Annotated in this window: 18 protein-coding genes; 15 read left to right on the top strand and 3 right to left on the bottom strand. The window is 45.5% G+C overall.

Translation table 11 applies throughout. The features are described from left to right. Positions 1-13 precede the first annotated feature (13 nt). On the bottom strand, positions 14-901 hold the full coding sequence (locus MKY63_RS07695) for a CHAD domain-containing protein (protein ID WP_036676731.1): 888 nt from the start codon (positions 899-901) through the stop codon (positions 14-16). Between the two features lie 239 nt (positions 902-1140). Between MKY63_RS07695 and MKY63_RS07690 the strand changes: the two genes are divergently transcribed. Continuing rightward, on the top strand, positions 1141-2034 hold the full coding sequence (locus tag MKY63_RS07690) for a hypothetical protein (protein ID WP_081384020.1): 894 nt from the start codon (positions 1141-1143) through the stop codon (positions 2032-2034). A gap of 100 nt (positions 2035-2134) precedes the next feature. Here the strand turns inward: MKY63_RS07690 and MKY63_RS07685 are convergent, their stop codons facing one another. Continuing rightward, on the bottom strand, positions 2135-2920 hold the full coding sequence (locus MKY63_RS07685; RefSeq protein ID WP_036676852.1) for a carbon-nitrogen family hydrolase: 786 nt from the start codon (positions 2918-2920) through the stop codon (positions 2135-2137). 158 nt (positions 2921-3078) lie between these two features. On the opposite strand from MKY63_RS07685, the gene MKY63_RS07680 reads away from it, so the two are divergent. From MKY63_RS07680 to MKY63_RS07645, 8 genes are all read left to right on the top strand, one after another. Next, complete coding sequence (locus MKY63_RS07680; RefSeq protein WP_036676732.1) at positions 3079-3507, top strand: MarR family winged helix-turn-helix transcriptional regulator; 429 nt, start codon at positions 3079-3081, stop codon at positions 3505-3507. Positions 3508-3542: 35 nt separating this feature from the next. After that, positions 3543-4178 carry a nitroreductase family protein gene (locus MKY63_RS07675; protein WP_076101373.1) on the top strand — a complete coding sequence of 212 codons (636 nt, stop codon included), beginning with the start codon at positions 3543-3545 and terminating at the stop codon, positions 4176-4178. A gap of 58 nt (positions 4179-4236) precedes the next feature. After that, the gene (locus MKY63_RS07670) at positions 4237-4530 is read left to right on the top strand and encodes a putative quinol monooxygenase (protein WP_038568563.1); all 294 of its coding nucleotides are present in this window, start codon (positions 4237-4239) and stop codon (positions 4528-4530) included. Positions 4531-4705: 175 nt separating this feature from the next. Then, positions 4706-6274, top strand: a complete 1569-nt coding sequence (locus MKY63_RS07665; RefSeq protein WP_339812334.1) for a phospholipase D-like domain-containing protein — start codon at positions 4706-4708, stop codon at positions 6272-6274. A 62-nt stretch (positions 6275-6336) separates the two neighbouring features. Then, the gene (locus MKY63_RS07660; RefSeq protein WP_036676739.1) at positions 6337-6714 is read left to right on the top strand and encodes a hypothetical protein; all 378 of its coding nucleotides are present in this window, start codon (positions 6337-6339) and stop codon (positions 6712-6714) included. A gap of 74 nt (positions 6715-6788) precedes the next feature. Next, positions 6789-7115 carry a metalloregulator ArsR/SmtB family transcription factor gene (locus tag MKY63_RS07655; protein WP_036676741.1) on the top strand — a complete coding sequence of 109 codons (327 nt, stop codon included), beginning with the start codon at positions 6789-6791 and terminating at the stop codon, positions 7113-7115. Between the two features lie 107 nt (positions 7116-7222). Continuing rightward, positions 7223-8986, top strand: coding sequence for a SulP family inorganic anion transporter (locus MKY63_RS07650; protein ID WP_339812330.1), 1764 nt, complete (start codon positions 7223-7225; stop codon positions 8984-8986). 150 nt (positions 8987-9136) lie between these two features. After that, positions 9137-9832, top strand: coding sequence for a DUF1361 domain-containing protein (locus MKY63_RS07645; RefSeq protein WP_038568569.1), 696 nt, complete (start codon positions 9137-9139; stop codon positions 9830-9832). Here MKY63_RS07645 and MKY63_RS07640 read toward each other — a convergent pair. Then, a complete protein-coding gene (locus MKY63_RS07640; RefSeq protein WP_036676747.1) occupies positions 9829-10146 on the bottom strand; it encodes an MGMT family protein in 318 nt (105 codons plus the stop codon). The genes MKY63_RS07645 and MKY63_RS07640 overlap by 4 nt on opposite strands. A gap of 214 nt (positions 10147-10360) precedes the next feature. Here MKY63_RS07640 and MKY63_RS07635 point away from each other — a divergent pair, with 214 nt between their 5' ends. From MKY63_RS07635 to MKY63_RS07610, 6 genes are all read left to right on the top strand, one after another. Next, positions 10361-11413 carry a LacI family DNA-binding transcriptional regulator gene (locus MKY63_RS07635; protein WP_036676749.1) on the top strand — a complete coding sequence of 351 codons (1053 nt, stop codon included), beginning with the start codon at positions 10361-10363 and terminating at the stop codon, positions 11411-11413. A gap of 67 nt (positions 11414-11480) precedes the next feature. Continuing rightward, positions 11481-13892 (top strand): hypothetical protein, encoded by a 2412-nt coding sequence (locus tag MKY63_RS07630; protein ID WP_036676751.1) that lies wholly within the window; start codon positions 11481-11483, stop codon positions 13890-13892. A 92-nt stretch (positions 13893-13984) separates the two neighbouring features. Further along, the gene (locus MKY63_RS07625) at positions 13985-15385 is read left to right on the top strand and encodes an extracellular solute-binding protein (protein ID WP_076101376.1); all 1401 of its coding nucleotides are present in this window, start codon (positions 13985-13987) and stop codon (positions 15383-15385) included. 34 nt (positions 15386-15419) lie between these two features. Further along, positions 15420-16397 carry a sugar ABC transporter permease gene (locus MKY63_RS07620; protein WP_339812325.1) on the top strand — a complete coding sequence of 326 codons (978 nt, stop codon included), beginning with the start codon at positions 15420-15422 and terminating at the stop codon, positions 16395-16397. Further along, positions 16397-17275 carry a carbohydrate ABC transporter permease gene (locus tag MKY63_RS07615; RefSeq protein ID WP_339812322.1) on the top strand — a complete coding sequence of 293 codons (879 nt, stop codon included), beginning with the start codon at positions 16397-16399 and terminating at the stop codon, positions 17273-17275. Before MKY63_RS07620 ends, MKY63_RS07615 begins: the two co-directional genes overlap by 1 nt. A 19-nt stretch (positions 17276-17294) precedes the next feature. Next, positions 17295-23672, top strand: a complete 6378-nt coding sequence (locus tag MKY63_RS07610; protein ID WP_339812319.1) for an S-layer homology domain-containing protein — start codon at positions 17295-17297, stop codon at positions 23670-23672. The last annotated feature ends 859 nt before the right edge of the window (positions 23673-24531 follow it).

Genomic DNA, 24531 nt, shown 5'->3' with positions numbered 1-24531 from the left:
ATGTTGTATGGAGCTACTTCGTTTGTGTCTGGATAGGAATGACATCATTCTGATGCAGTGCATCGAGCACTTCATCCTTTAATTGAGATGTGAAGGCATTCCATGTTTTTTTACCGATGTCCAGTTCTTCACGTCCAATAGCATTCAGTGTTTCTAGCCACAGACGTTTGTCGTTAATCAGCCCAAGTTGATCTTGAATCTCCTTATAGATCTCCTCATGCGCATGGAATTTCTGATTTAACGCAAAATCGGCTGCACTCGCGGTATAGCGCAGTTCCTTAGCGGCAATTCTTAGCTGGTGCAAAGCGTCGAAGGCTTCTTTAGATTCGGCATTGTCTTCATGAAAAATAGCTTTACAGGTTTTTTTCTTCTGCTCATAAGCGATCTCAAGCTCACGCATAACAACGTTAACATTCTTTTTTGCGACTAGGGCTTCAAGCTGCTCGCTTAGGAAGGTCTTCCACTTTTCCTCGAGGCCTTCATTGATTAGTTCAGGCAGCTCATTAGTGAGCTTCTTGCGGTAAGTTTTGCGCTTGTCCTTTTGGTAAGCAATCACTGCCTTTAACAGGTCTGCAGTTTTAGAATCTCCGTTCTCCTTCGCTTGCTTGCGCTTGTTCTTAAAAGATTCTATTAGAACATCTGCATCTCTCACTTTACCTAATCTCTTTTGCGCTTTTTTGAAAATAGGGTACAGGCCTGAAGTGTGCCGCGGATCAAGAATGGATAATAGACTTAGCAGCTTACGGCAGTTCACTCTTGCCTGGTGGATATCTTCATCAGCGAATTTATTTAATGCGTCATGGCTGTAATCCCAAAAGTTGATATAAAGGTGGTTAAGGGCTTGTTCCCATTGCTTTGTTTTGGTTAGCTGTCGTTCTTTGGTCAGCTTGTCTCCTGTCATGCAGCATCACTCCTTAACGTTTGGGATAGCATGAATTTAGGGCTTCCCCTATTATGCTCTGGGGCAAGTCCATTTACTATAAGAATAGCGTTATCATAACCTCATTTCAATTCTCTACTCACAGCATAGAGACAGATCGGTTACAATATTACTATCATTATTTATACGGATAGGCTTGGATCTTTAGCTGGTAGAGAATAGCAGGTCTCGTGGCTCATATTCGGGAAAGAGGGGCTTTGGTGGATACTCGTGAGTATGATTCAATAGTTAGTAAACTTCCTTCAGAAATGGGGCTCTTTCAACATCTGAGTGCAAAGGATGAGAGCAAAGATACAGAAGCAGGGAGCCTAGAAGATATGTTGGTTCCATTCGCTTTTGAGGAAACCTTATGCAGGGATGTTGGAGCGGGCATTATACCTCCTAGCTTACATCTGTGGAGTCATTCTGGTGGTGTGGCGCTTGGACTTCGGGACAGTAAGCTACCGTGTGCAGCTCAGGCGATGCTTATGCTTGAGGAGCAAGGGATTAGAACGGCGGTTAGGCATTCAGGCGGGGCTGCGGTGCCTCTGGATTCAGGGATCGTTAATGTTTCTCTAGTTCTGCCCAAAGGACGTGGAAAGCTGGACTTTCATGATGACTTTAAGCTCTTGGCTGCTTTGATCACGGAAGCGGTTGCTATAAGTCATCCACAGGCTGCGGCGCAAATTGAGGCTGGTGAGATTGTTGGTTCTTACTGCCCGGGTGATTTCGATCTGGCCATTAATGGTCGGAAGTTTTGTGGGATCGCTCAGCGTAGGCAGAATAATGCTTATTTTGTACATGCATTTGTTGTAGTTTCTGGCTCGGGACAAGAACGCGGTGAACAAATCCGCGATTTCTATGCGCAAGCCTCCGGAGGAGACTCCTCATTAGCTTATCCACGGGTTCGTCCAGAGACGATTGCTGGACTTGGTGAACTCGGTGGACCTGAAGTGGCGACAGTGTTTGTGGAGGGAATTATTCAGGCTTTAATTCACCGGGGAGTGTCTCTTAGACCATCCGGCATTTTGCAGCAAGAGACAGGATACAGCTTGGACTATGATGATCCACGTGTGCTCGATGCAACGCGGGTGCTTCGCGAGCGGTATTCCTGAGGGCTAAGCATGGGTTGGAGTCTGTTAAAAAAGGACGTAATGGAAAGCTGGCTAGAGCCAGCCTACGAAACGTCTTTTTTTAATATTCAATCACGCTCTTTTAATTATACAACTCAGGACGTCTGTCCGAAAAAATCGGAATTTGTTTCCTAATCTCACGCACCTGATGTAAATCGATATCTCCAGTTAGAATTTCTTCCTCTTCAGAAGCTTCACACACAATATCTCCCCAAGGATCAATAATCATAGAATGCCCAGCAAAGATATTGGCTGGATCGCTGCCTGCACGGTTGCAGGCTACAACATAACATTGATTCTCGATGGCCCGGCTGATCAACAGCGCCCGCCAGTGGGACAACCTGGGCAGTGGCCATTCAGCGCAGACGAACAGGATTTCCGCCCCTTGTGCGGTATGGGCGCGAACCCACTCCGGAAAACGGATATCGTAACAGATTAGCCCTGCACATAAGATGCCGTCCAATGTGAAGAGTCCTTTAGTTTCTCCCGGTTGGAGATACAAATGCTCCTCCATCAGCTGGAACAAATGCAGCTTGCTGTATTGTCCAACAAGCTCACCTGATCGATTAAATACATACATACGATTGGTGACCCCAGCATCATTACGGCTAGCCACTGAACCGGCGATGATATTGATGCTGTATTGTTTAGCCAAGCTGGAGATGAATTCCTTGGTAATTTCTCCTTCTAGATCGCCAATATCTTCTAAGCGAGTCAGATCATAGCCAGTGGTCCATAGCTCAGGGAGAATCAGACAATCAGGGGCTGCGGAAGCAGCTTCATTTATTTTCTGGGCAACAGCAGCATAATTCATAGCGGGATTGCCAAATGCTATATCCAGCTGAATCAGGGATATTCTCATAGGTATCCTCCTCTTTTGTTCAAGCGTATAGCACCGGATAAGGATAAGCAATGTTGATTTTTTAAAAATGATTTGATATATTAGTTGACGGGTCAATGATTATGCGTTAGTATAATTTTGTACAAAACAATTGCATGCAATTAAATTTAGAAAGGAGGCATATTTTGACGGAGCACTGTCCTGAGGAAGAGCATATATTTGAACTGCTGCAGGCTTTAAACAAAGGAATCTCTCCAAAATTCGAACGTTGTGCCGGGATTAGTCCCACACGGCTTCGCCTCCTGCACGAACTGTTTCGGGTAGACGAAGTCAGCCAAATCAGTCTGCAAAAGGAAATGGAGATTGATGGGGCAGCCGTCACACGTCATCTGAAGGGATTGGAAGAGAGTGGCATGATCGCCCGCCGCAATAACCCAGCCGATAACAGGGTCACATTGGTCTCATTAACCGATCAAGGTCGGGAAAGAATGGTTAAATATAGCGAAGAGAAAAGGCGGTTTATCGCTACTTTGCTAACAGGTTTTAACGATCAGGAGCGAGCAGTGCTCATTGATATGCTTAATCGTCTGCAATCTAATATCATTCTGTTGTAACTTACAAATCACACACTCAAAGGAGAATTACACATATGAACGCTACACAAACAAATGATTTTCAAGAAATTATTACAGGACGCCGCTCTATCCGCAAATATGATCCATCCGTTAAAATCAGCAAAGAAGAAATGACACAGATCCTTACCGAAGCTACACTTGCTCCATCTTCAGTGAACATGCAGCCTTGGCGTTTTCTGGTCATTGAAAGTGACGAAGCTAAAGCTACTTTAGCGCCTCTCGCTCGTTTTAATAACGTACAAGTAGAGACTTCTGCAGCTATGATTGCCATCTTTGGTGATCTGAACAACTTCGATTATGCTGAAGAAATTTACGGTACTGCTGTTGAACGTGGACTTATGCCTGCTGAAGTAAAAGAAAATCAATTAACCAGATTATCCGCTCATTTCGCTAACCTGCCACGGGAAATTAACAGAGACACCGTGCTTATCGATGGCGCACTTGTTGCTATGCAGCTGATGCTGGTTGCTCGTGCACATGGTTACGATACAAACCCAATTGGTGGATTTGAAAAAGACCAAATCGCTGAAGCGTTTGGTATGGAAAAAGATCGTTATGTTCCTGTAATGCTACTCTCCATTGGTAAAGCTGTTGATGCAGGTTACCCATCTGTTCGTCTGCCTATCGATAAAGTTGCTGAGTGGAAATAATTATAAAGTTAGTAAGCCAACGCGCTACCATAAACACTAATCTTAGGAGGAATATACAATGATCATTATTCATGCTGTACTTAAAGTTAATCCAGAGCGTCGTGAACAGTTTTTGACGGAGTCTAAAGCATTACTGGCTGCTACTCATGCTGAAGAGGGTAACCTTTCTTATGAGCTATATGAGAATGCTGGAGAAGCCAACTCATTTATTATGATTGAGCAATGGCATGATGCTGAAGCAGTATCCAGCCACAATACGAGCGCTCATTTCACTGCTTTCTCAGCTAAAGCTGGCGAATTCTTGGCTGCTCCTCTAGATGTTAAAGTATTTAGCGCAGAACAGGTAAAATAAGCTGTCTCCATTCTTAGCGAATTCTGTTTAAACCTAAACAGGGATGATCCATAGCCATAAAGGCTGTGGGGCATCCCTGTTTTGCATTTCACCCCGTTTATAAAAAGGAGATCTAGGGTATCTATCCTTACCTTGATTCAAAGGCATGCAATATAAACGATGGGGGACTTTACATATGAAGACACAGAGAAATATGATTGATTTCTTGAATTATTATCTATCCGGCGGATCGCTTGCCCGTATTATGGGTGTAGCAGGAGAAGAGGTGGAGCGTAAGCTTGAGGGGATAGACCTAGAGGCTGCCAGAGCCTATCGTCAGACGCTTGGCGGGGTCATTACGACAAGTCAGCAGCTATTCCAACTTCCTGGATTTAGTCCAAGCTTACTGGAACAACTTACTGAAGTATTGGGCAGACTAGACTCAGGTAAGCTAAAGGTTCTGGCTCCGCAGACTACGTGGAATAATCAAGTAACACCTTACGTGAATGGTCCAGAGTGTCTAGGAATGATATTAGAGGAGATCAGAAAAGCGCAGCATTATATCCACCTGTCTGTCATGCTTTTTTTTAATGATCGTTCGGGGAATCTGGTTGCAGATGAACTGTTTTATGCTCTTAAGCGTGGCGTTAAGGTAAGGGTTATGGTCAATTACACATTGACGGCTTTGGGGTACGGAAATAATCTGGAGTACGGCCAGTTCTCCAAGATTGCTGATCAGCTTGAGAATGCAGGCGCCAAGCTGCTGAATACCTTCAATTCGTATTATACAGCCATTGAATGGCGGGTGAAACGAAAGGCGCTGGAGCAAGAGGGAGTGCCGGGAAGTATCCTGTTTCTGCAGGATAAAGTGCAAGAGGATGTTGAGGTTACAGGACTGAATGTCATCGATCATCGGAAGTTTATGGTCATAGATGGGGTAACCTCGATTATAGGCAGTGTAAACATTGGTGACCAATATACGTATGAGACCCCAGTTCAGGCGTCCTCTGCAATGAGTATAGACGGACATCCACAGGGGATTCCTAGTAAAGAGGCTGAGTGGCATGATGGCTGCTTCCGGATTCGCGGCGCTGCAGCGCAGCCTTTGAATGCGATGTTCTATTCTCGCTGGCTGCTACTAGGCGGAGATCATTTTGATGTGAATGATGTCTTTTATTATCCTGATGTAGATTATCATTTTGGTGAGGAAGAATGTACGCTGTTAGCAAGCTTTCCAGGTAACCCGGTTAACCTGATTCAACAATATTATCTGGATTTAATTACTTACGCGGCTGAAGAGACTATCATCGTGAATCCTTATTTGATTGATCAGGATTTTTGGGATCGGCTCGGGCTGCTTGGTCCGGAATGCTCGTGTAATTTGAACATTTGCAACCCGCTGGAGGTCAATGATCATCCTACAAATCGCGCGGCGGTAAGAGGCAATATGTATATGCCGTTTATTAACGGTGTTTCCTTCTATGACTACAGTGCCACCGGTCGATTTTCCCATTGGAAAATTACCTATGATCATAGATCACAAGCCGTTTTTCATGGTTCATATAATATCAACGAAAGAAGTGCCTGCCACGATTTTGAGCTGGGAATGCTGGTAAAAGGGGAGGCCTTTGCAGAGCAGATAAAGTCTATGATCGATTATGACCTGAGTGTCTCGCGGAAGATTACCAGTAAAAGTGAGTTCTTTAAGCATCCTTGGCTACACCCTAGTACTTATCTGAATAAGGTAACCCAGAATTATACTTGATAAATTGGGCTAATTCTCATGATATAATGATCGTTATAAATCATTAGGGTGGAGTATTGGCTATGCAAATCAAAATTACAAAAAGTGGTTTGAAAAAGGACGAGGTATTCTTTCTCACAGAATTTGGGGAGGGCCGGGGAATCTGGTGTGGTGCTCCTGTGAATCCAGGGGCAGAAATGGATGTGGAATTCGAGCTTTCGGAGCTGCTTATGAGGTGGGTGGATATCCATCCTGTACCTGCAGGTGAGTTCAATATCAGGCTCGAGCAGGATAAGGTTATTTTTACGGGCGTGTTGGAGAATATTGAAGAAGATGGCACAGGATACTTACGAATAGGTGAAGGGTTAGTGATGTTCGAGTGTCTCGGTGAACCTATGGCACTGGGTGTGTTCGTAGAATTGCAGGTTCGTGATGTGCGAATCTATCCCTTCAGTATTTGACGCTTCTCAGGGACTAAGATAACATACAAAGATAACATTAGATTCAGAAAGTTAAGCAAGAGGAGTAGAAAGCTATGAACACCGAAATTCAGCAATTTAAGACCGAATTCTTCAAGGCGCTGGCTCATCCGATGCGTATTCGTATTCTGGAGCTGCTCAGCGAAGGTGAGAAGAATGTGAATGAACTGCAGGCTATTCTCGGCTCGGAAGGTTCTGCTGTATCCCAGCAGCTAGCTGTTTTACGCGCCAAAAATGTAGTAACCAGTGTGAAAGAAGGCACCACAGTCATTTATGCCTTACGTGATCCTCTGATCAAGGACCTTCTGGTCGTGGCCAAACAAATATTTGATAACCATCTCGTGAATACCATTTCATTGCTGGAAGGCATGCGCGGCGAGTGAAAATGGCATAGATTAACGTTATTTTGGCGTTGACAACAGTCGCGTCCTAGAGTAATGTTCTTCTTATATTCAAATAATCAGATATTTAAAGAAAAGAAGGTTTGAACATGACAGGGCGGGGTCGTTATAAAGGCTACAACATGAACGCTTTTCGCAAGGATTTGATATCAGGGACAATCGTCGGGGTTATTGCCATTCCTTTAGGGATGGCATTTGCTATTGCTTCTGGTGTAAAGCCGGAGTATGGCATTTATACGACAATCGTTGCCGGCATATGTATTTCATTGTTCGGGGGATCAAAATTTCAGATTGGTGGACCGACAGGTGCATTTATTCCTATCTTGTTCGCCATTGGGATGCAGTATGGTTATGAGAACCTGCTGTTAGCGGGGATGATGGCGGGGGTTATTTTAGTCCTCATGGGATTGTTAAGGCTGGGTGTACTGATTAAATTTATTCCGAAGCCGGTCACGATTGGTTTCACAGCAGGAATAGCGGTTATTATCTTCACCGGACAGATTGCTAATTTCCTTGGGTTAAGGAATATTGAACGGCACGAGAGCTTTGTAGATAACATGAAAGAAATTGGACTTCATCTATCGACGATCAATGGATATAGTATCCTGACCGCCGCGATTTGTCTGGCCGTTGTTATCCTAGCGATTCGCTTCGCTCCGAAGGTGCCGGGCTCATTGGTTGGCCTTCTTTGTGCGACTGTCATAGCAGCGTTATTTTTTAGCGGTAAGGTGACTACGATTGGTTTGGCCTATGGGAATATCCCTAATACACTGCCAAGCTTCCGTTTTCCGACCATTACCTGGGAGCGGATTACACTGCTGATTCGTCCGGCCTTTATCATCGCGATGTTGGGTGCTATTGAATCCTTATTGTCAGCTGTCGTAGCTGATGGGATGACAGGCAGCCGCCATAACAGCAACCGTGAACTGATTGGTCAGGGAATCGCCAATATTGCAGCTCCATTGTTTGGAGGAATTCCAGCTACAGGTGCCATTGCCAGAACCGCCACAAATATCAAAAGCGGTGCAGTTTCTCCGATCTCAGGGATCGTTCATGGGGTAGTGGTATTCCTAATTCTTCTGTTGTTTGCACCCTATGCTTCTAGTATTCCGTTGGCAGCGATGGCTCCTATCTTGATGGTAGTAGCTTGGAATATGAGTGAACGCAAACAATTTCTTCATTTGCTTAAAATCAAAACAGGCGATTCTTTGGTATTATTCATCACCTTCTTGTTGACGATATTTGCAGATTTAACGCTGGCCGTAGAGGTGGGATTAATTCTTGCGGTGATTTTGTTTGTGAAACGGATGGGTGAGGTTCATCTGGTATCCAAAGTATTGCCTGATCCTAATTCCGTCAAGGTAGGGGCACATATGGTAACGGAGAGTCATGATTGTCCGCAGATTGGGATTTATACCGTGGAAGGGCCGCTGTTTTTTGGCGCTGCGTATAGATTTGATGACACCATGCCGGGTTATGGCTCCGATCAGCCGAAAATTATATTAATGCGGATGGGAAAAGTGCCATTCATGGATACTACGGGCGAATCCAATCTGGCGGAGCTGGTGCGGCATTTACATGCTGTTGGAGGGAAACTAATGATCTCTGGTGTTCAGCCACAGCCGTTTGAGCTACTTAAGAGAACCGGGCTATATGACAAAATAGGAGAAGCACAGTTTTATCATCATACCGGTGAAGCGATCAATGAAGCTCTTAGCAGTATTAATCACAACAAATGTATCGGATGCAGTCATGCGGCGTTTAGGGAGTGTACGGCATTATCCTGTCAGGAGGATGCAGGTGGACTACGAGGTCTGACAGGACGCAAGAAGCCAGCATTGCCTCTGAACTAATCAGCGGTACTTGAGCTTAATAAATAAAGTCGGCCTGGGCGCTATTCTTGCGTCTGGGCTTTTGTATTAAAATTGGACTTCGGAATTCTGAATTTGTACAATTGGGTATAAGTTTAATGTAATCAATATCGATAAGGAGAATATAAGCTCATGAAGGAATTGAATTATCCGAAGGTGTTTATGCTCTTGGCGGGATTGTCTGTCGCTACATTGGCGGTATATCGTGTAGTGTCACTTCAGACGGATTCGTTTTACGGTTTTTTAATTTGGAATTTGTTCTTAGCTTGGATTCCGTTTTTATTCTCCATGGCTGCTTATGAGCTAGACAAAAGGAAGATAGGCGGTTTATTACTTCTTCCTTTGGGTGTCGCGTGGCTGCTGTTCTTTCCGAACGCGCCTTATCTCATGACTGACCTGGTGCATTTAACGGTAAGAAAAAGTAGATATATCGTGGAGGGAGCCATTCAGAATCGCTACTGGTATGACTTGGTCACTCTTTTATTGTTCACCTGGAGTGGATGGTTGACCGGGTTCTTCTCATTGTATCAGTTCCAGACGGTCATTTATCGTAAAAGCAACCTGCTGTGGTCATGGGTATTCGTTCTTGCGGCATGTATGCTCGGGGGATATGGTGTACTGCTTGGCCGAGTCTACAGACTCAATAGCTGGGACGTCCTGACGGACAGGCATCAGTTGTATCAACTTGTTCTGGATAGCCTGAATCTCCAGTCCGTATTTTTCAGCTTGTTCATTGCCTTTGTCCTGCTGGTCATTTACGCGACGATGTATTGTCTACTCAATGCTCTTGGCACCGGAGAAAGACGAAGAGTTACCAGAGGGTACTAATCGGTACACTCCGGCTCAAACTGGAATTGCTTCAGATCTACCACACCTTTTTCATTAAAACTAACTCCCTCTCCCTGTAGATAGAGCCTCTGGAGGGAGTTAGACTCATCCTCAGTTAGTGCGATCATTCCCTTAGCATTAATGACCCGATGCCAGGGCAGCTTATATTTTTTGCTCATGGAGTGAAGGATGCGAACGACCTGCCTCGCTCCTCTTGGGCTGCCTGCCGCGCGGGCAACTCCTCCGTAAGTCATCACTTTACCTTCTGGTATAGACTGTATGATATGAATAACTCTCTCAGTAAATGGTGTCATAGCAAGCTCAAGCTCCTATATCTTATTTTTATCCATTGCTCAACAGATAAATCAATTCTAAACGAAACGGGGGACGAACAGGAGGATTTTTTGAGGATAGCAAAAAAAGGGTTGCAAAGCAATAAATACGCGTGGTATATTCTAACTGTAAAAATAATCTAAACGTTTAACAACGTGATTGAAAGAGTTCCATAATAAGATAGGAGAAGGTGTAATGAGGAAAACCAGCATTAAAGACATAGCCGCAAAGGCTAATGTTTCGATTGCTACAGTCTCCTATGTGCTTAATGGTACCCGCAATGTACGTTCCGATACAAGGGAACGAGTTGTTGCCGCCATTGAGGAGTTGAATTATAAGCCGAATGCTATTGCGAAGAGTCTCAAACTCAACCGTACGAATACAATAGGTGTTATTGCAGAAGATGTGACGGTATTTAACACCCCCGATATTATCGATGGAATTAATGATTTTGGAGATCGAAACGATTTGCATATTTTACTGGTGAATCTTCGTTTAGACAAGCGTATCGGCCGTAACTTCTCGAATACGGAAGACTACCGAAAGTATGCCGCTAATGCGGTTGCCGAACTGCTCAGCAATCAAGTGGATGGGATTATTTATATCGGTGTTCATCCCCGTGATTTAACGGGTCTAATCGATACGGAGGGTAAGCCGATTGTGTATACCTACTCTTACACACAGGACGATATCTCTATCCAGTATAATGATGAGCAAGCTGCTTACCAAGCCATGTCCTACTTGGTTAACCAAGGACATAGCAGAATTGCTGTAATCAGTGGTTTGATGGATTCTATCCCTTCCAGATTAAGACTGAACGGTTATTACAAGGCAGTTACTGAATATCAATTACCGTTCGATCCACTGTTAATTAAGATGGGAGACTGGGAGAGGGAATCAGGGTATCGCCTTACCTCCGAGTTGCTCGCTTTGCCGGAGCCCCCAACCGCGATTCTTTCCATGAATGATGTAATGGTTGTAGGTATTTTGCAGGCGGCAGAGGAAAAAGGGGTTAAAATACCGGATGATCTGTCGGTTGTCGGTTTTGATAATCGTGAATTCAGTGATTACTTACGCCCGCGTATAACAACAATGGGACTTCCGCTACATGAGATGGGCTATCAAGCTATTGAGGTTTTGTTCAATTTAATCAAGGGGACGAAGATGGATTCACTGACCATGCCGGAGTGCCGGTTGATCGAACGTGATTCCGTGGCTACGTTAAAAAATGCTGTGAAACAAAAATAAGTTTCACAGCTCCTTTTTCCTCATAAATCTAAACGTTTAACTTAAAATATCAAAGAGGTGCTAGGCAATGACGATTCTAGGCAATGAAAACTTCACGATGGAGCTAAGCGACCGCGGAGCACTTCAGTCTCTGAAATTACAGGGCGACCCTAGTGAAATGAATTGGGTAGTTGATCCGTCTTATTTGAAAGAGGCAGGTTATGCGGATACAGATAAGCTATTCGGAGAATGGACAATAGAGCTGGACGGGAATATCATAAAAAGCACTGATCTGTTGCCCAAAATTACGCCAGAAGGAAAACACCGTGTAATTGTGGATTTTGAAGGCGCACCGATTGCAATCAGACTTACATATTCTCTGGAAGATGAGCGACTAAGATGGACTATTGAAGCTACAAACCGCTCACCACAATCTGTAAGAATTAATGGACTTCATGTGTGGCTTTCGCTCGCGTATATCATGTACAGAGATGAAAATGTGCAGCGCAATATGAGCCAGTCCTGTGCAGTGTTCCCCCATCTTGGTGGGGATTTCGCTAAAATCGCTGCTATTCGACGGAGCAACAAAGCACCACATCTGGGTGTTTATGGGGTTCAGGGCAGAACAGTAACCGTAGGTACTTATTGTAGTTATAAGAATCGTTTTCTTGAGCAGGTCTCCCCTTCTTTGGATGGTCTGCTGTATCATCGGCTATCGTTGGTGGAGGACGGATCATCTATGACCGAATCTGCAGCTGCCGACTGGATATATGGTGGCGCTTACAGTTCGCTGGATCTTGGCGCTGGGGAGACCTACAGCTGGGAATACATATTCCATCCCTGTCAGAATCGAGATGATTTCTATAGGCAGGGCATGGCCTATGGACATCCGCGCTGGAGCTATACGCCTGTATTAACCCGAGGAGGAAGGTTCGAAGCTGTTGTTGATCTGCCGCAGGGCCAGGTTCTACGTGAGCTGCGTTTGTATAGCACTTTACCGGGGACGGAGCTGATCCGCCAGGAGAATATTACGAACGAAGCTGTACGGTTGGAGTCAGGCAGTAGCTATGCTATATCTTTACAGCGTTTGGAGCCGGGAGAACATAAGCTGGAGCTGGTGCTAGAAGATGGACGGAGCGATATCCTGGTCTGGAATGTACTGGAGTCGATTGACTGGATTCTGGAAAAGAGAGCCGAGTGGTTGGTAAATAATAACTTTGGAGGGACAGGGGAGGTCGAAAGGCCATATGCCTTCCGTCCGCTATCGAATCAGGGAGAATCGCTGGGTAAGGTTGCTTTTCTACTGATGAAGAATAGCATGGCCAAGGCTGTCCCAGAACAAGTAGCTAAGGCCGAGATTGCAGCAGTATTGGATGTGAAGGAGCATTGGTTTGAAGGCGGGGATTTTAATCATCCGCGTCCCTTGTACGGAGAATTCTACCGCATTTATGATCTGGATTATATTGGGCATGTCTTTTATCTATTGTCACGAATGGATGGTTCATTACTTAAAATTCATTCTCCTAGAGAATATCTACAATGGGCTGCCGAAATCATGTGCCTTCGCCTAGACCCTGATCGGCACAGTGGCCAGCGTGAGAAGGATGAGAGCCGTCTAAATGGGATATTTGTGCTCTATATTCTTGATTTATTAGAAGCACTGAAGCAGTGCGGTCTTTCAGAAGAGTATAAACGTCTACTTACCTTATGGGAGCGCTTTGGTAGAAATCTGGAGACAGGGATACAGCAGTATGAGGGAGCTATAACGGAGCATTTTTACGATAATGCAGGATTTGGCCCTACCTGTGAAACGTTGTGTCACCTTGGAAATAAAGAGGAGGCCCAGCGTTATGGACAACTAATTCTGGCAAATATCGGATTCAGCAATGATTACAGAGTGCAGAATCCGGATCGCTGGTGGGAAGCTTTGTCTTATATGATTCATTCCCTTTGGGGTGGATTGGTAGCAGGAGCATCCCGGGTTGCCTATGAATTCCTTGGAGACCCTGAATATTTGGAAGCCGCTTACCGTTCTACGATGGCAGTATTCAATTGTTACGATTGGAATGTACGCTCTACTCCACGCCGTTTGTTGCCTGGAGAGGCAGCTTCTACATATAGTGTGGCAGCTCCTAACCTGAATATGCCAGAATTGTCGCGAAACCGTTTTGGGCAATCCGTATTTGTGGGGGCAAGTGATTCCTTGTTTGCTTCGCTGTTCTCGGGTGTGACAGGAGATGATTGGGATATGGGGGAGGAGCTAGTGGCCTATCTAATGGGCTTCGGGACAACCACATATTTGTACAGGGATCCACGCGGAAAGATGCGCTGTATTAACGGTTATATTGAAGAAGACTCGGAGGGCTGGATCGTAACAAGTTACGCTGCATATCCGTCAAGATATGTGCTGCTTGAGGACAAGCTCGAATATCGCACAACTGAGGGGATGCTAGAGCCTCACGTAAGACTGGCAGGCGGAATGTTCAGCCCTTGTCTGTAATCGCTAAGAATGACAAACCATGATGATTTTAGGCTAAAGCTTTAAATGCTTGGCTTGAAATAAATAGATATGAAAAAAGGGAGGCAACAAACATGAAGTTTGGAAAACGTACTCTAGTTCTATCTTTAGCATCAATGATGGTTTTTTCCGCACTGGCAGGTTGTTCGGGCAATTCCAACAATGCGGCTCCAAAGGCATCTGAAGGGTCTGGAGCAGCCAACAAAGAAACTACGCCTGATAAAGATGTAACCTTGGAATTATTGTATTGGGGTGATGATGTACAGAAAAAGCTGGTAGAAGCGGCAGCAGAAAAATATACAGCCGACACCGGAGTAAAAATCAATGCACAAGTGCTTCCAGCGGATGGCTCCTTTGATACATTTATTCAGACCCGGCTCGAATCCGGCGAACTTCCAGATATCAGTTATATGGGTGAAGGCGATATCCAAAAGTACAATGAAATGGGAATTATCGAAGATATCAGCGATTTATTAGCGGACGGAAGCATTCCTGAAAAACTATCAGCGATTACAATCCATTCACCTGAGCAAAAAGTGATTGGAGTCGGCCTATCCAACCAGTTGGAGCTGCTTTACTATAGCAAGTCCAAATTTGATGCAGCAGGTCTTGAATATCCACCCTCCAAAGTTGAAAATGCGTGGGATTGGGATACATTCGTGACAAACGCGAAAAAGCTAACGACAGATACTAAAGGAAAAACAGCGGCAGATGAAGGCTTTGATGCTGCTCTGACCGAGAACTACGGGCTTGGTATGACAGCGGGACGGGAGTTCCACCACTTCTGGGCAGCTTATGCCAACGGTGGCGGGATTGTTTCCCCGGATGGAAAGGAGTTTCAATGGGATTCTCCCAAAACGGTTGATGCCATCCAGAAGCTAGCTGATCTCGTTAACAAAGACAAGGTTGCATCCGCTTTCAATTACACTTGGAATTCTGGAATTGGTTCTGCGGTAGACGCTTTGAGTGGTGGTTATGCCATGGCAATCAGCGGCTCTTGGGATCTAGCTAATATCAAAGGTAATGAAGATATCGGCGTTGGCGTTCTGCCTAAGATGGAAAAGGCAGTAACGATGAACTGTGGTGCTCCGCTTGTTGTGTACAATACATCGAAGCACATTGAGGAAGCCAAGAAATTCTATGCTTACATGGTCAACCCTGAGAACAGTCTGGAGCTGCTGAAGAGTGGTGCGTGGTTGCCGAACCAGGCAGATTGGTATACCGATCCTACCTTGGTTGAAAAGTGGACCTCCGATCTTCCTGAAAGCGCAAAAGAAACTATCCTTAGTTATTCCACAACGAAAGACTCTATCGCACAATGGCCTGCATATTACGTTCCTGCCTACCTCAAGATGAATACTGAATATGAGAAATCTATTGATCAGGCGTTGGCAGGTAAGAAAAGTGTTAAAGAAGTCTATGACGCGATCATGCCAGCGATCAAGCAGTTGTTCGAGAGCGGCAAGGTTTCCTAATTAGAGCTTATATTTGAAAAGAGGGCTATTGCTTATGAACCCAGAGAGCAAAACCGAAACGGCTGCGGTCTATGTTAAAAAGCATGCCAGAGGTGTCACCAAAGAGGCGGTGGCTGGATATTTGTTTGCAGCACCGGCCATTATTGGATTTTTGGTATTGACGCTTTATCCGATGTTGGCCAGTTTGTTTTACAGCTTTCATAAAATAACGATTATGAGCGGAAGCCAAGTTATGGAGTGGATTGGGCTGGAAAATTTCCGGTACATATTCACCAATACCAGCTCCGAATTCAAGAAATCTATAACGGTAACCTTGATTTATGCTTTCATTAACGTCGCACTTGTAATCACCTTTTGTCTGATTGTTGCACTCTTATTGAACCGTAAATTTATCGGCAGAAACTTGATGCGGGCTATATTCTTTCTGCCGTCTGTAGTTCCGATGCTGGCGACAACGATTGTGTGGCAGATGCTTCTACAGAACCAAGCCAAGGGTGGACTGCTTAACTGGATTTTATTGCAGATAGGAATAGCCCCTGTTGATTTCCTGACAGATCCCATCCGTATTTTTGAGACATTGTTTATCATGAGCTTGTGGACCTGTGGTGGGACGATTGTTGTCTTCATCGCTACGCTGCAGGATGTTCCGGGAGAATTGCTGGAAGCTATCGAGATGGACGGGGGAAATGCTTGGCACAAGTTCCTCAAAGTAACCTATCCGACGATCAAGCCTGTACTCTTTTTCCAATTGATTATGTGCATGATGACCTCTATCCAGATTTATACGCAAAGTGTGGTGTTGTCCAGAAATGGTGCACCCGATCGGATGACTTATTTTATCAACGTTATGATCTATGACCATTCATTTGTTCAGGTAGGGATGCGCGGTTTGGCGTCTGCTGAGGCATGGGTCGTCTTCCTAATCACTATGGCCATTACTGGTGTGCTGTTCTACTTCCAGGGCGCATTTAAAAGGGACGATTCGATGGGCAAAAGAAAGAAGGCGAGATAATGGCGGCTACCGCAATTATGAATTATACAAGTATCCAGAAAAAAAAGAAAAGAGCTAAAGCCATCAATACCGGGCTGATTCTGCTCTCCTGTCTGCTCGTAGTGGTGTTTGCTTTTCCGCTTTATTGGCTGCTGCGAGGTGCCTTCGTGAGCCATACAGAAATACTGGCGCGGCCGCCTGTGTTTTTCCCAGAGTCACTAAATGTCGATAATTTTCGGCTTGGATTGGAACGTATTCAGTTCCTGCGGCAGCTTTGGAATTCAGTTTCGATTGTAGTTCCTTATGTGATCGGGACGGTGCTGACGACAAGCTTTGCTGGGTATGCCTTTGCTAAGCTGAACTTTCCGCTGCGCGGGATGTGGTTCGTGCTGGTCATCAGTACGATGATGCTGCCTAGTGCCGTAACCCTGCTGCCACAATATTCTCTGTACACTTCTTTGGGACTGGCTGGCAAACCTGCTCTTATTATTCCGGCCTTTTTCTGTGCAGGCGGCAACGCGTATTTTGTCTTTTTGCTCCGGCAATTTTTCATGACGATTCCGCTAGAACTCAGTGAAGCTGCCAAGATTGACGGTGCGGGTTACTTCCGTATCTACTCCCGCATCATGCTGCCGCTTATACGTCCCGCAATGATTGTTGTGGCGTTGTTCAGCTTTATCAACTGTTGGAATGAATTTTTCTACACCATGATTTATTTGAAGACTGAAGCAGATTATACGCTGCCTATGGGCTTGTATATTGTGAACGGGATGCGCATTCCGAACTATGAACAGGTCATGGCACTGGCGCTCGTCGTTACAGCTCCTTGTCTAGTATTTTTCTTGATCGGCAACAAATATTTTGTTGAGGGTATTACATTAACAGGAATCAAGGGATAAAAAGGAGGAATTCATCCAAATGACAAGTCATAAATGGCCCAGAAGAGCTTCTGTAGCGGCATTATGCGCGGCTGTGGTATTAAATGCAGGGATTGTTCCCGTATCGGCTAACTACACGACTGATTTCTATCATGAAGGCGTAGGCACCGATTATGGGCAGGCAAAGTGGAAGGATAATTCTATTGTTAAGGAAGGCGTTAATTTCAGCGATGTCACCGTCGGAGAAATGATGCAGGCGATTGAAGCTTTTGATTTTGAGGCTTTTGCAAAAGATAATTCCGATTTGCCTTGGCTTGATGCCTTGCTTGTTAACGAAGGTGTCATTCCGGATGATGTCAACGATGAAGTTAGCGCCAATACTCTGTTTAGCCGGGGAAGCGCTTTGTACATGAAGACTCAGGATAATACCAAGCTGGGTTTTGTGGGAACGGTGCATTACGCGGATACTTTGAACAAGGACACGATGTATAACATCACCCTTTCTACAGGAGACTTGGCGGAACAGAAAAATGTGCGGAAGAACTACCCAAGTCATGAGAATCAGACCTACACAAGCGGAGGCCTGGAGATTAACCAGCGGAAATTTATTTCCAGCTATAACAGTGCTGTAACACTGCTTCAGTTGAAGAATCCTACGGCCAGCGATATAACGTTGACGATGAAGGTTAAATCACCTTTCGTCTCTGCGGCGGAGGGGGATGAGCTGGTTGGTTACAGAGTGGCTGCTCCACTAATGGTAGGCAAAGCCGGGCAAAAGGTAGTTGAAGCAATGTCCTACGTGGATGTTCATCTGAGCGGAAACGGCATGAGTCCTTCCGAAAATGAACTGGTTAGAGAGATTACAGTGCCCGCCGGTGGCTCCGTTGACCAAAAGGTGGTCATGGGTTGGTTAGCGGATGAAATACCGGGCTCAAAGCTGCATTATGAGAGCTTTAAGGCTGCTGACAGCAATGATACAGCCTTCTCCGCACAGGTGCGGGAGTACAATGAGTGGTGGGCAGAGAACATTCCATATATCGATGTTCCCGATGAGAATGTGAAGAAGGTACTTTATTATCGTTGGTGGTGTAACCGCTTTAATTTGCTGGATGCCAACATTCCGGGCAATGACTGGCAGTTCCCAATGAACATGGAGGGCGTTCTCGGCTACAACAACGGGATTACGGTCAGTGTACCTTGGGCGATGCAGGATCTGAAATGGCTGCGTGATCCTTCCTACTTGTATGGAACCTGGCTGGCTCAAGGGGAATATTCCGAGAATAAGAACTATAAAAATAATCCCGGACGTCCTAACATCTGGACTTGGGATATGATGCAGAACACGTCGCAAGTAGGCTGGGATGCTTACAAGATTTACGGTGGTGGTCAGGAAATATTGAAGAAGTTCGCTGATTTTTCCGCCACTGATGTTACCGGCACACTTGAACATTTTAAAGGCACTAATCCAAATCTTGTTTATTATAACCATGGTCCGATTACAGGTAATGACGGAGATACCGTATCCATGCACTGGAATGGTAGTGGTAACTATGCCCGGCTGGATGGCTCTTCTACTACCTACGCCAATGCAGTGGCAACAGCGAAGATGTACGAGCAGCTTGGAGATACTGCGGGTGCAGCTAAAATGAACACTGTGGCGCAGAATATTAAGAATTCAATTCTGAATGAGATGTGGTACGACAAGGCTGACTTTGATGGTGACGGTGTGGCAGATACGAATGGTACAGGCAGCTTTTTGCACAAAAAAGTTGTGGGTGGTACCGATGTATTCAACCCTTGGCGGGATAATAACATGTTTGTCTTTAACTTTGGTGTAGTACCATCTGAAGGTGAAGAAGGATATGAGGCGAAATATTTATCCCAGTTGTCTGATTACGCAGATCCGAATTATTATCCGATCTTTCCCTTCTTTACAGCGGATCAGAACAGTATTATGAAGCGGGTGGAAGATTTCAAGAATGGCAAGACGGATGCCTTCGGTACAGACCAGTTCGCCTGGTGTAACTTCGGAAACTATATTAATACCGTTCGTGCCTCTCTGCGCTATTATCCTATAGATAATATCAACAGTGACGTTTACAAAACACTGTTTGATTGGGGCGCTTGGTTGCATACAGTGGAACCGGGCAATACGGACCACCTGGACTCTAATGAATTTTTCTGGCTGGAGGATTACTTCTTCGGCACACCATGGACAAAAGACAATCCTCCTAACCCTAGTGGAGATATGGTACGGGCATGGATTCACCACGATACGCTTGGCATGATGAATTACACTGTGGTTGAAGATATGGCGGGTATTCAGCCACGGACAGATGACAAAATCGAGCTATGGCCGATTAATGTCGATTATGACTATTTTGCTGTAGATAACGTGCGTTACCATGATGCTAACTTATCTATCGTATGGCAGGATCCTGCTAAATATAGTGACAATCCTCATTATCAAGGTATTCCAGCAGGTTATTCGCTCTTCATTAATGACGAACTCGTAATGACAACTAACGAAATGTCCCATCTGATTTATGATACAGCTACTGGCAAGGTGGAAAAACCTTCAGGGGATGTAACTGGGGCCGTTGGCGACAACTCGAAGACACAGGTGTTATATGAAAAAGGCAGTGCTACGACGCTTGCTGCGGCAGATCAAACATCCTTAGCCAGCAATGAGAAGACTGTCGACATGTTTAATAAAGCAGGCGTTGATATTGTTAATAACGGTACGAATCTGGCTGTTGCTTCAGGCACTACTGTTGAATCGACTTATATCAAGAGCGGTTCGAATATCCGCAACCTGGCGGACAATTCGACAATCGCATCAATTAATCATACGTCAAACACAGCTTTATTCGGCGGTTCGCCGAATTCTGTCGATACGGTTACGTTCAAATTTGATGGAGTCCAGGCTGTGGACAATGTAAAAGTCTATTTCTATAATGACCGGCTTCTGAACGGTTATGGTACACCACAGACATTTGGTGTCGAATATCAGGATGCTGATGGAAGCTGGAAACCAGTGGAGGGACAATTCCGCTATCCGGAATATATTGCTTCCAACTATAACAATGTGGAGTTCCAAAAGGTTAACACTGCAGCGATTCGCATTCATGTGACGCATCCGCTGGAACTTGCGACCGCCATCAAGGAGATTCAGATCTACAATAATAATCTGGAGGTTAAGGCGGCTGCCAATCAGGCACCAAAGGTTTATCTAGAAACACCATTGAAGGTTGAGCAAAATGTTCCTCTGACGATTATGCCGCAGATCGTTGATGATGGGTTGCCAAGTGGCAAGCTGACTTATACCTGGGAGAAGATTTCAGGTGAAGGAGAAGTAGAGGAGACAGGGCTTGATAAAGCCATGCTGCAAGCCACCTTTAAGACGACTGGTGAATACGAATACCGCCTGACTGTCAGCGATGGAGAACTGGAAACTGTCGTGAAGGTTCCAGTCACCGTATTTGTAGCTACTGCGGAACTGACAGAGATGATCGCGAAGTTTGCGGATCGGGATTCCGGCAGACTTGTCCGGAACAAGGATGATTTTACTGCGGCAACATGGCAAGAGCTGCAAGCTGCGCTGACTGCTGCCAAGGCATTGCTGGCTCAGGGAGAATATACGCTGGAAGAGATCAAGGTGGCAACGGATCAAATGCGGATGGCGTTGGATAACCTTAGATACAGAAATGCTGCCCTTTTGGCTGCCCCTAGTGCCTCATACACTTCGGCATGGGAGTCTGTGTATGGCATTAATGATGGTTATATCCCTTATACTTCAGCAAGTATTTACAATAGCGAAGCAGAAACTCAGTATGGGAACTGGGGCGGTCCCGGTGAAAGCCACTGGCTGCAACTGACCTGGAAAGAGCCCGTGACTTTGTCAGGCAGCTCCGTGTACTTCTATGATGATGAAGGCGGTGTGCAGGTACCGGGAGATTACAACTTCGAATATTGGGATAAGGATGCTGGAAAATATGTACCGGTATCGGGCTTGAGCGAGAAAGGCAAAGCAAGAAATGCATTTAACGAGGTAACCTTTGACGAGGTGAAGACGGATAAACTCCGTTTGATTCTTAATAAGCAGTCCACCAGTATTTGGACAGGCGTTAAGGAATGGCGGGCTATTTCGTCTAAGCCAGAAGGAGAAGTTCCTGCTCCCGGCGACCATGGTGCGATTGTGAGCATTGAACAGATTGCGGTGAGTACGACAGTTAACGTCGTGCCTACGCTTCCAGCTAAGGTTACAGTAACTTACGCCGATAAAACGACAGGCTTGGCAAGTGTGGTATGGGAGGAAATTCCCCTTAACAAACTCACCATTGCTACAGACTTCACTATATTTGGTAAAGTGGCGGGCACCGATATTGCTGCCAGCTGCCGCATCAGTGTGAGGTACGATAAATCTAAACTTAAAGCAGCCATTGATACAGCGGAAGATCCTTCGGTAAATGAAGAGAATTATACCGGAACGCTTGAGCAATGGGAGGCACTACGCATTGCACTAGAGGCTGCTAAAGCCACTTATGCAAATGACGGTGCTACCGATGGTGATATTAATGTGGCATATTCCAATTTGAAAAATGCCTTTGAAGCCTTACAGCCTGTCGAAGCTCATGATGCAACGATCAGCGGAATCACAATTCCGGGCGGATCTATTGATCAGGTAGCCAAAGAAATTATTTTACCGGATACGACTACGCTTGATGAGCTGAAGGAAGGACTTACTGTTCCGGTAGGGGTTACCTTCGCTGTGTACGAACCTGATAGCATTACTCTTGCGGGAGAAATCCAAACGGGTTACAAGGTCATTGTGACGGCACTGGATAAAACAACGACCAGAACGTATACCTTAACATTAGTTTCTGTAAATCCGCCTCTCATAACGGCACCCTTGGAGGAGAAGCTTAGAGCAATAGAGACTCTGGATAAGAGCCTTTATCTAGAGGAGAGCTGGAATACTCTTGAGAAAGAGGTAGCACGTGCAGTGATGTTGCTGGAGAGTGGAACTGCCACTCAGGCAGACATAGATGAGGCATTAAGTCAGCTTAATGCGGCGGTTGCGGGCCTGAAGTTGCTTTCAGAAGTTACGCCAACACCTACGCCAACATCAACACCTGTACCGACAGCGACACCAACGCCAACGTCAATACCAAAACCAACAGAGGCACCGGGTACTTATGTGCCGGTAGCTACGGCCAAACCGTCTCCTAGCGCGTCTGCGATAGCCCCTGCTGTAAGCAGTGGTAAAATCGTGGTCCAGACGGTCATCGGAGCAGATGGAAAAGCATTGGCTGAACTCACTGCCGCAGATGTTGAAAAGGCAGCTAAAGATGCAAAGGATGGTATTCTGTCCATTGTCGTGAATCCTGCCGGAAACGCGAAACAAATTGTAATTGAGCTGCCACTGCAGTCACTGGCAGCAGCGGGAAATGTTAAATCCCTCAAGATTGATACAGGAACAGCAAGCATAATGCTGCCGGAAAGTTTCTTGAAGACTTACACAGATGCTAAGAACGGCAAACTTAAGCTTATTGTGGGCACTGGAGATGTATCCGGATTGCCACTGTCGGTAAGCAGTCAGTTGAATGCTGGTACAATTAAAGACATCAGTCTTAGCGTAGACGGTGTGGTTATTCCGAGTGATGTTCTGAAGACATCGGGGGTCAAGCTGGCACTTCCTTATACGCTGAAGTCTGGTGAGAAAGCTCATAAAGTAGTGGTTTATTACTTGAACAGTAATCAGCAACTAGAGATCGTTAAGAACGGAAGATTTAATACAGGAACACAGATGCTTGAGTTAACTTTGCCGCAGCTTGGCAGTTATGTAGTGGTTCACTCGAATGTTTCATTCAAAGATATCGCTACAGCTAATTGGGCGTTAAACAGCATTGAAGCACTCGCAGCACGAGGTGCAATCGAAGGGATGGATGCTGAACACTTTAATCCAAGTGGAAATGTAACCCGTGCAGAATTCATCAAAATATTGATGAACGCTTTTGATTTACTAGATGAGACGGCTGTAAGCACATTTACAGACGTTAAGGATGGGGCATGGTATGCCAGTCCGATTGCGAGCGCTCAAAAGCTCGGCATTGTTAAAGGCAAAGCGGATGGCAACTTTGGTGCAAGCGAGGAGATTACTCGTCAGGAAATGGCAGTCATGATTTATCGTTTGGCTCAGACGATTAATATCCCATTGACTGACGGAACAAATGCTTCTGGTGAAGCATTCTCTGATGTGAACCAGTTGTCTGCGGATGCAGCCAAAGCTGTAGAAGCGATGCGTATTAGTGGAATTATTAACGGTATGACATCCAACCAATTTGGGCCAAACGGCAAGGCTACAAGAGCGCAAGCAGCGACAGTGATCTTCCGCCTGTTTGAGCAGCTTCAATAATCGTGCAGCAATACAAGCTATAAAAAACACAGGTGTCCTAGTCATGCCAATGACTGGTGGGGTACCTGTGTTTTTTGCTGCTGACCGTATGTCCCGAACGCCAGCTTTATTAGTTCAAAGCTGCTAGCTCAAAGGTGCCAGCCCCAAACGCCTAACTCAAAGTTGCTGGCTCAGAGATGCCAGTGCCAAACGCCTAGAACAAGCTGGCAACCCCTAAGGCCTAACTCAAAGTTGCTAGCATAGAGATGCCAGCCTCAAACGTCTAGATCGAAGTTGCTATCTCAGAGCTGACAACTCAAAAACACCTAATCACATGCTCGTATCCCCCATGCTCTTAAAACAAACTTTGCTTCATGGTATGTCATTTGCACGCAAGAGATCGCTAACGGACCCAGTAGCCGCTAAACACAGCATTTATCGACTTTTGGCTTGCTATCGGACTCCATAGTAGCTATTGGCATGAAAACCGCCCAATATGAGCCTCTTTTGATAAAATAGCTGCACTGGAGTCCGAAAATGTGCCAAAAAGGAGATAAATGAGCAAATAACGCCTCCTGAGTCCGTAAGTGCCTGAGGATGCAAGTGGTGTTATCGCGGCTAAGTCCGTAAGTGTCTGAGGATGTGTTCGGTGTTATTGTGCTAGGTCCGTAAGCTCCCCGGGGAGAGGGTGTTTTGGCGCTAACGGACCCAGTAGCCCCTAAACGTTGCATTTATCGACTTTTGGCGTACTATCGGACCCCATAGTCACTATTGGCATGAAAAACGCCCGGTTTGAGCCACTTTTGATGAGATAGCTGCACTGGAGTCCGAAACTGTTCGCAAAAGGCAATAATTGAGCAAATAACGCCTCCTGAGTCCT

This window comes from Paenibacillus sp. FSL R7-0189, assembly GCF_037969925.1.
In the GTDB taxonomy this organism is placed as follows: domain Bacteria; phylum Bacillota; class Bacilli; order Paenibacillales; family Paenibacillaceae; genus Paenibacillus_AQ; species Paenibacillus_AQ odorifer.
Note: the sequence above shows the minus strand (reverse complement) of the source record. Positions and strands in the feature narration are given on the sequence as shown.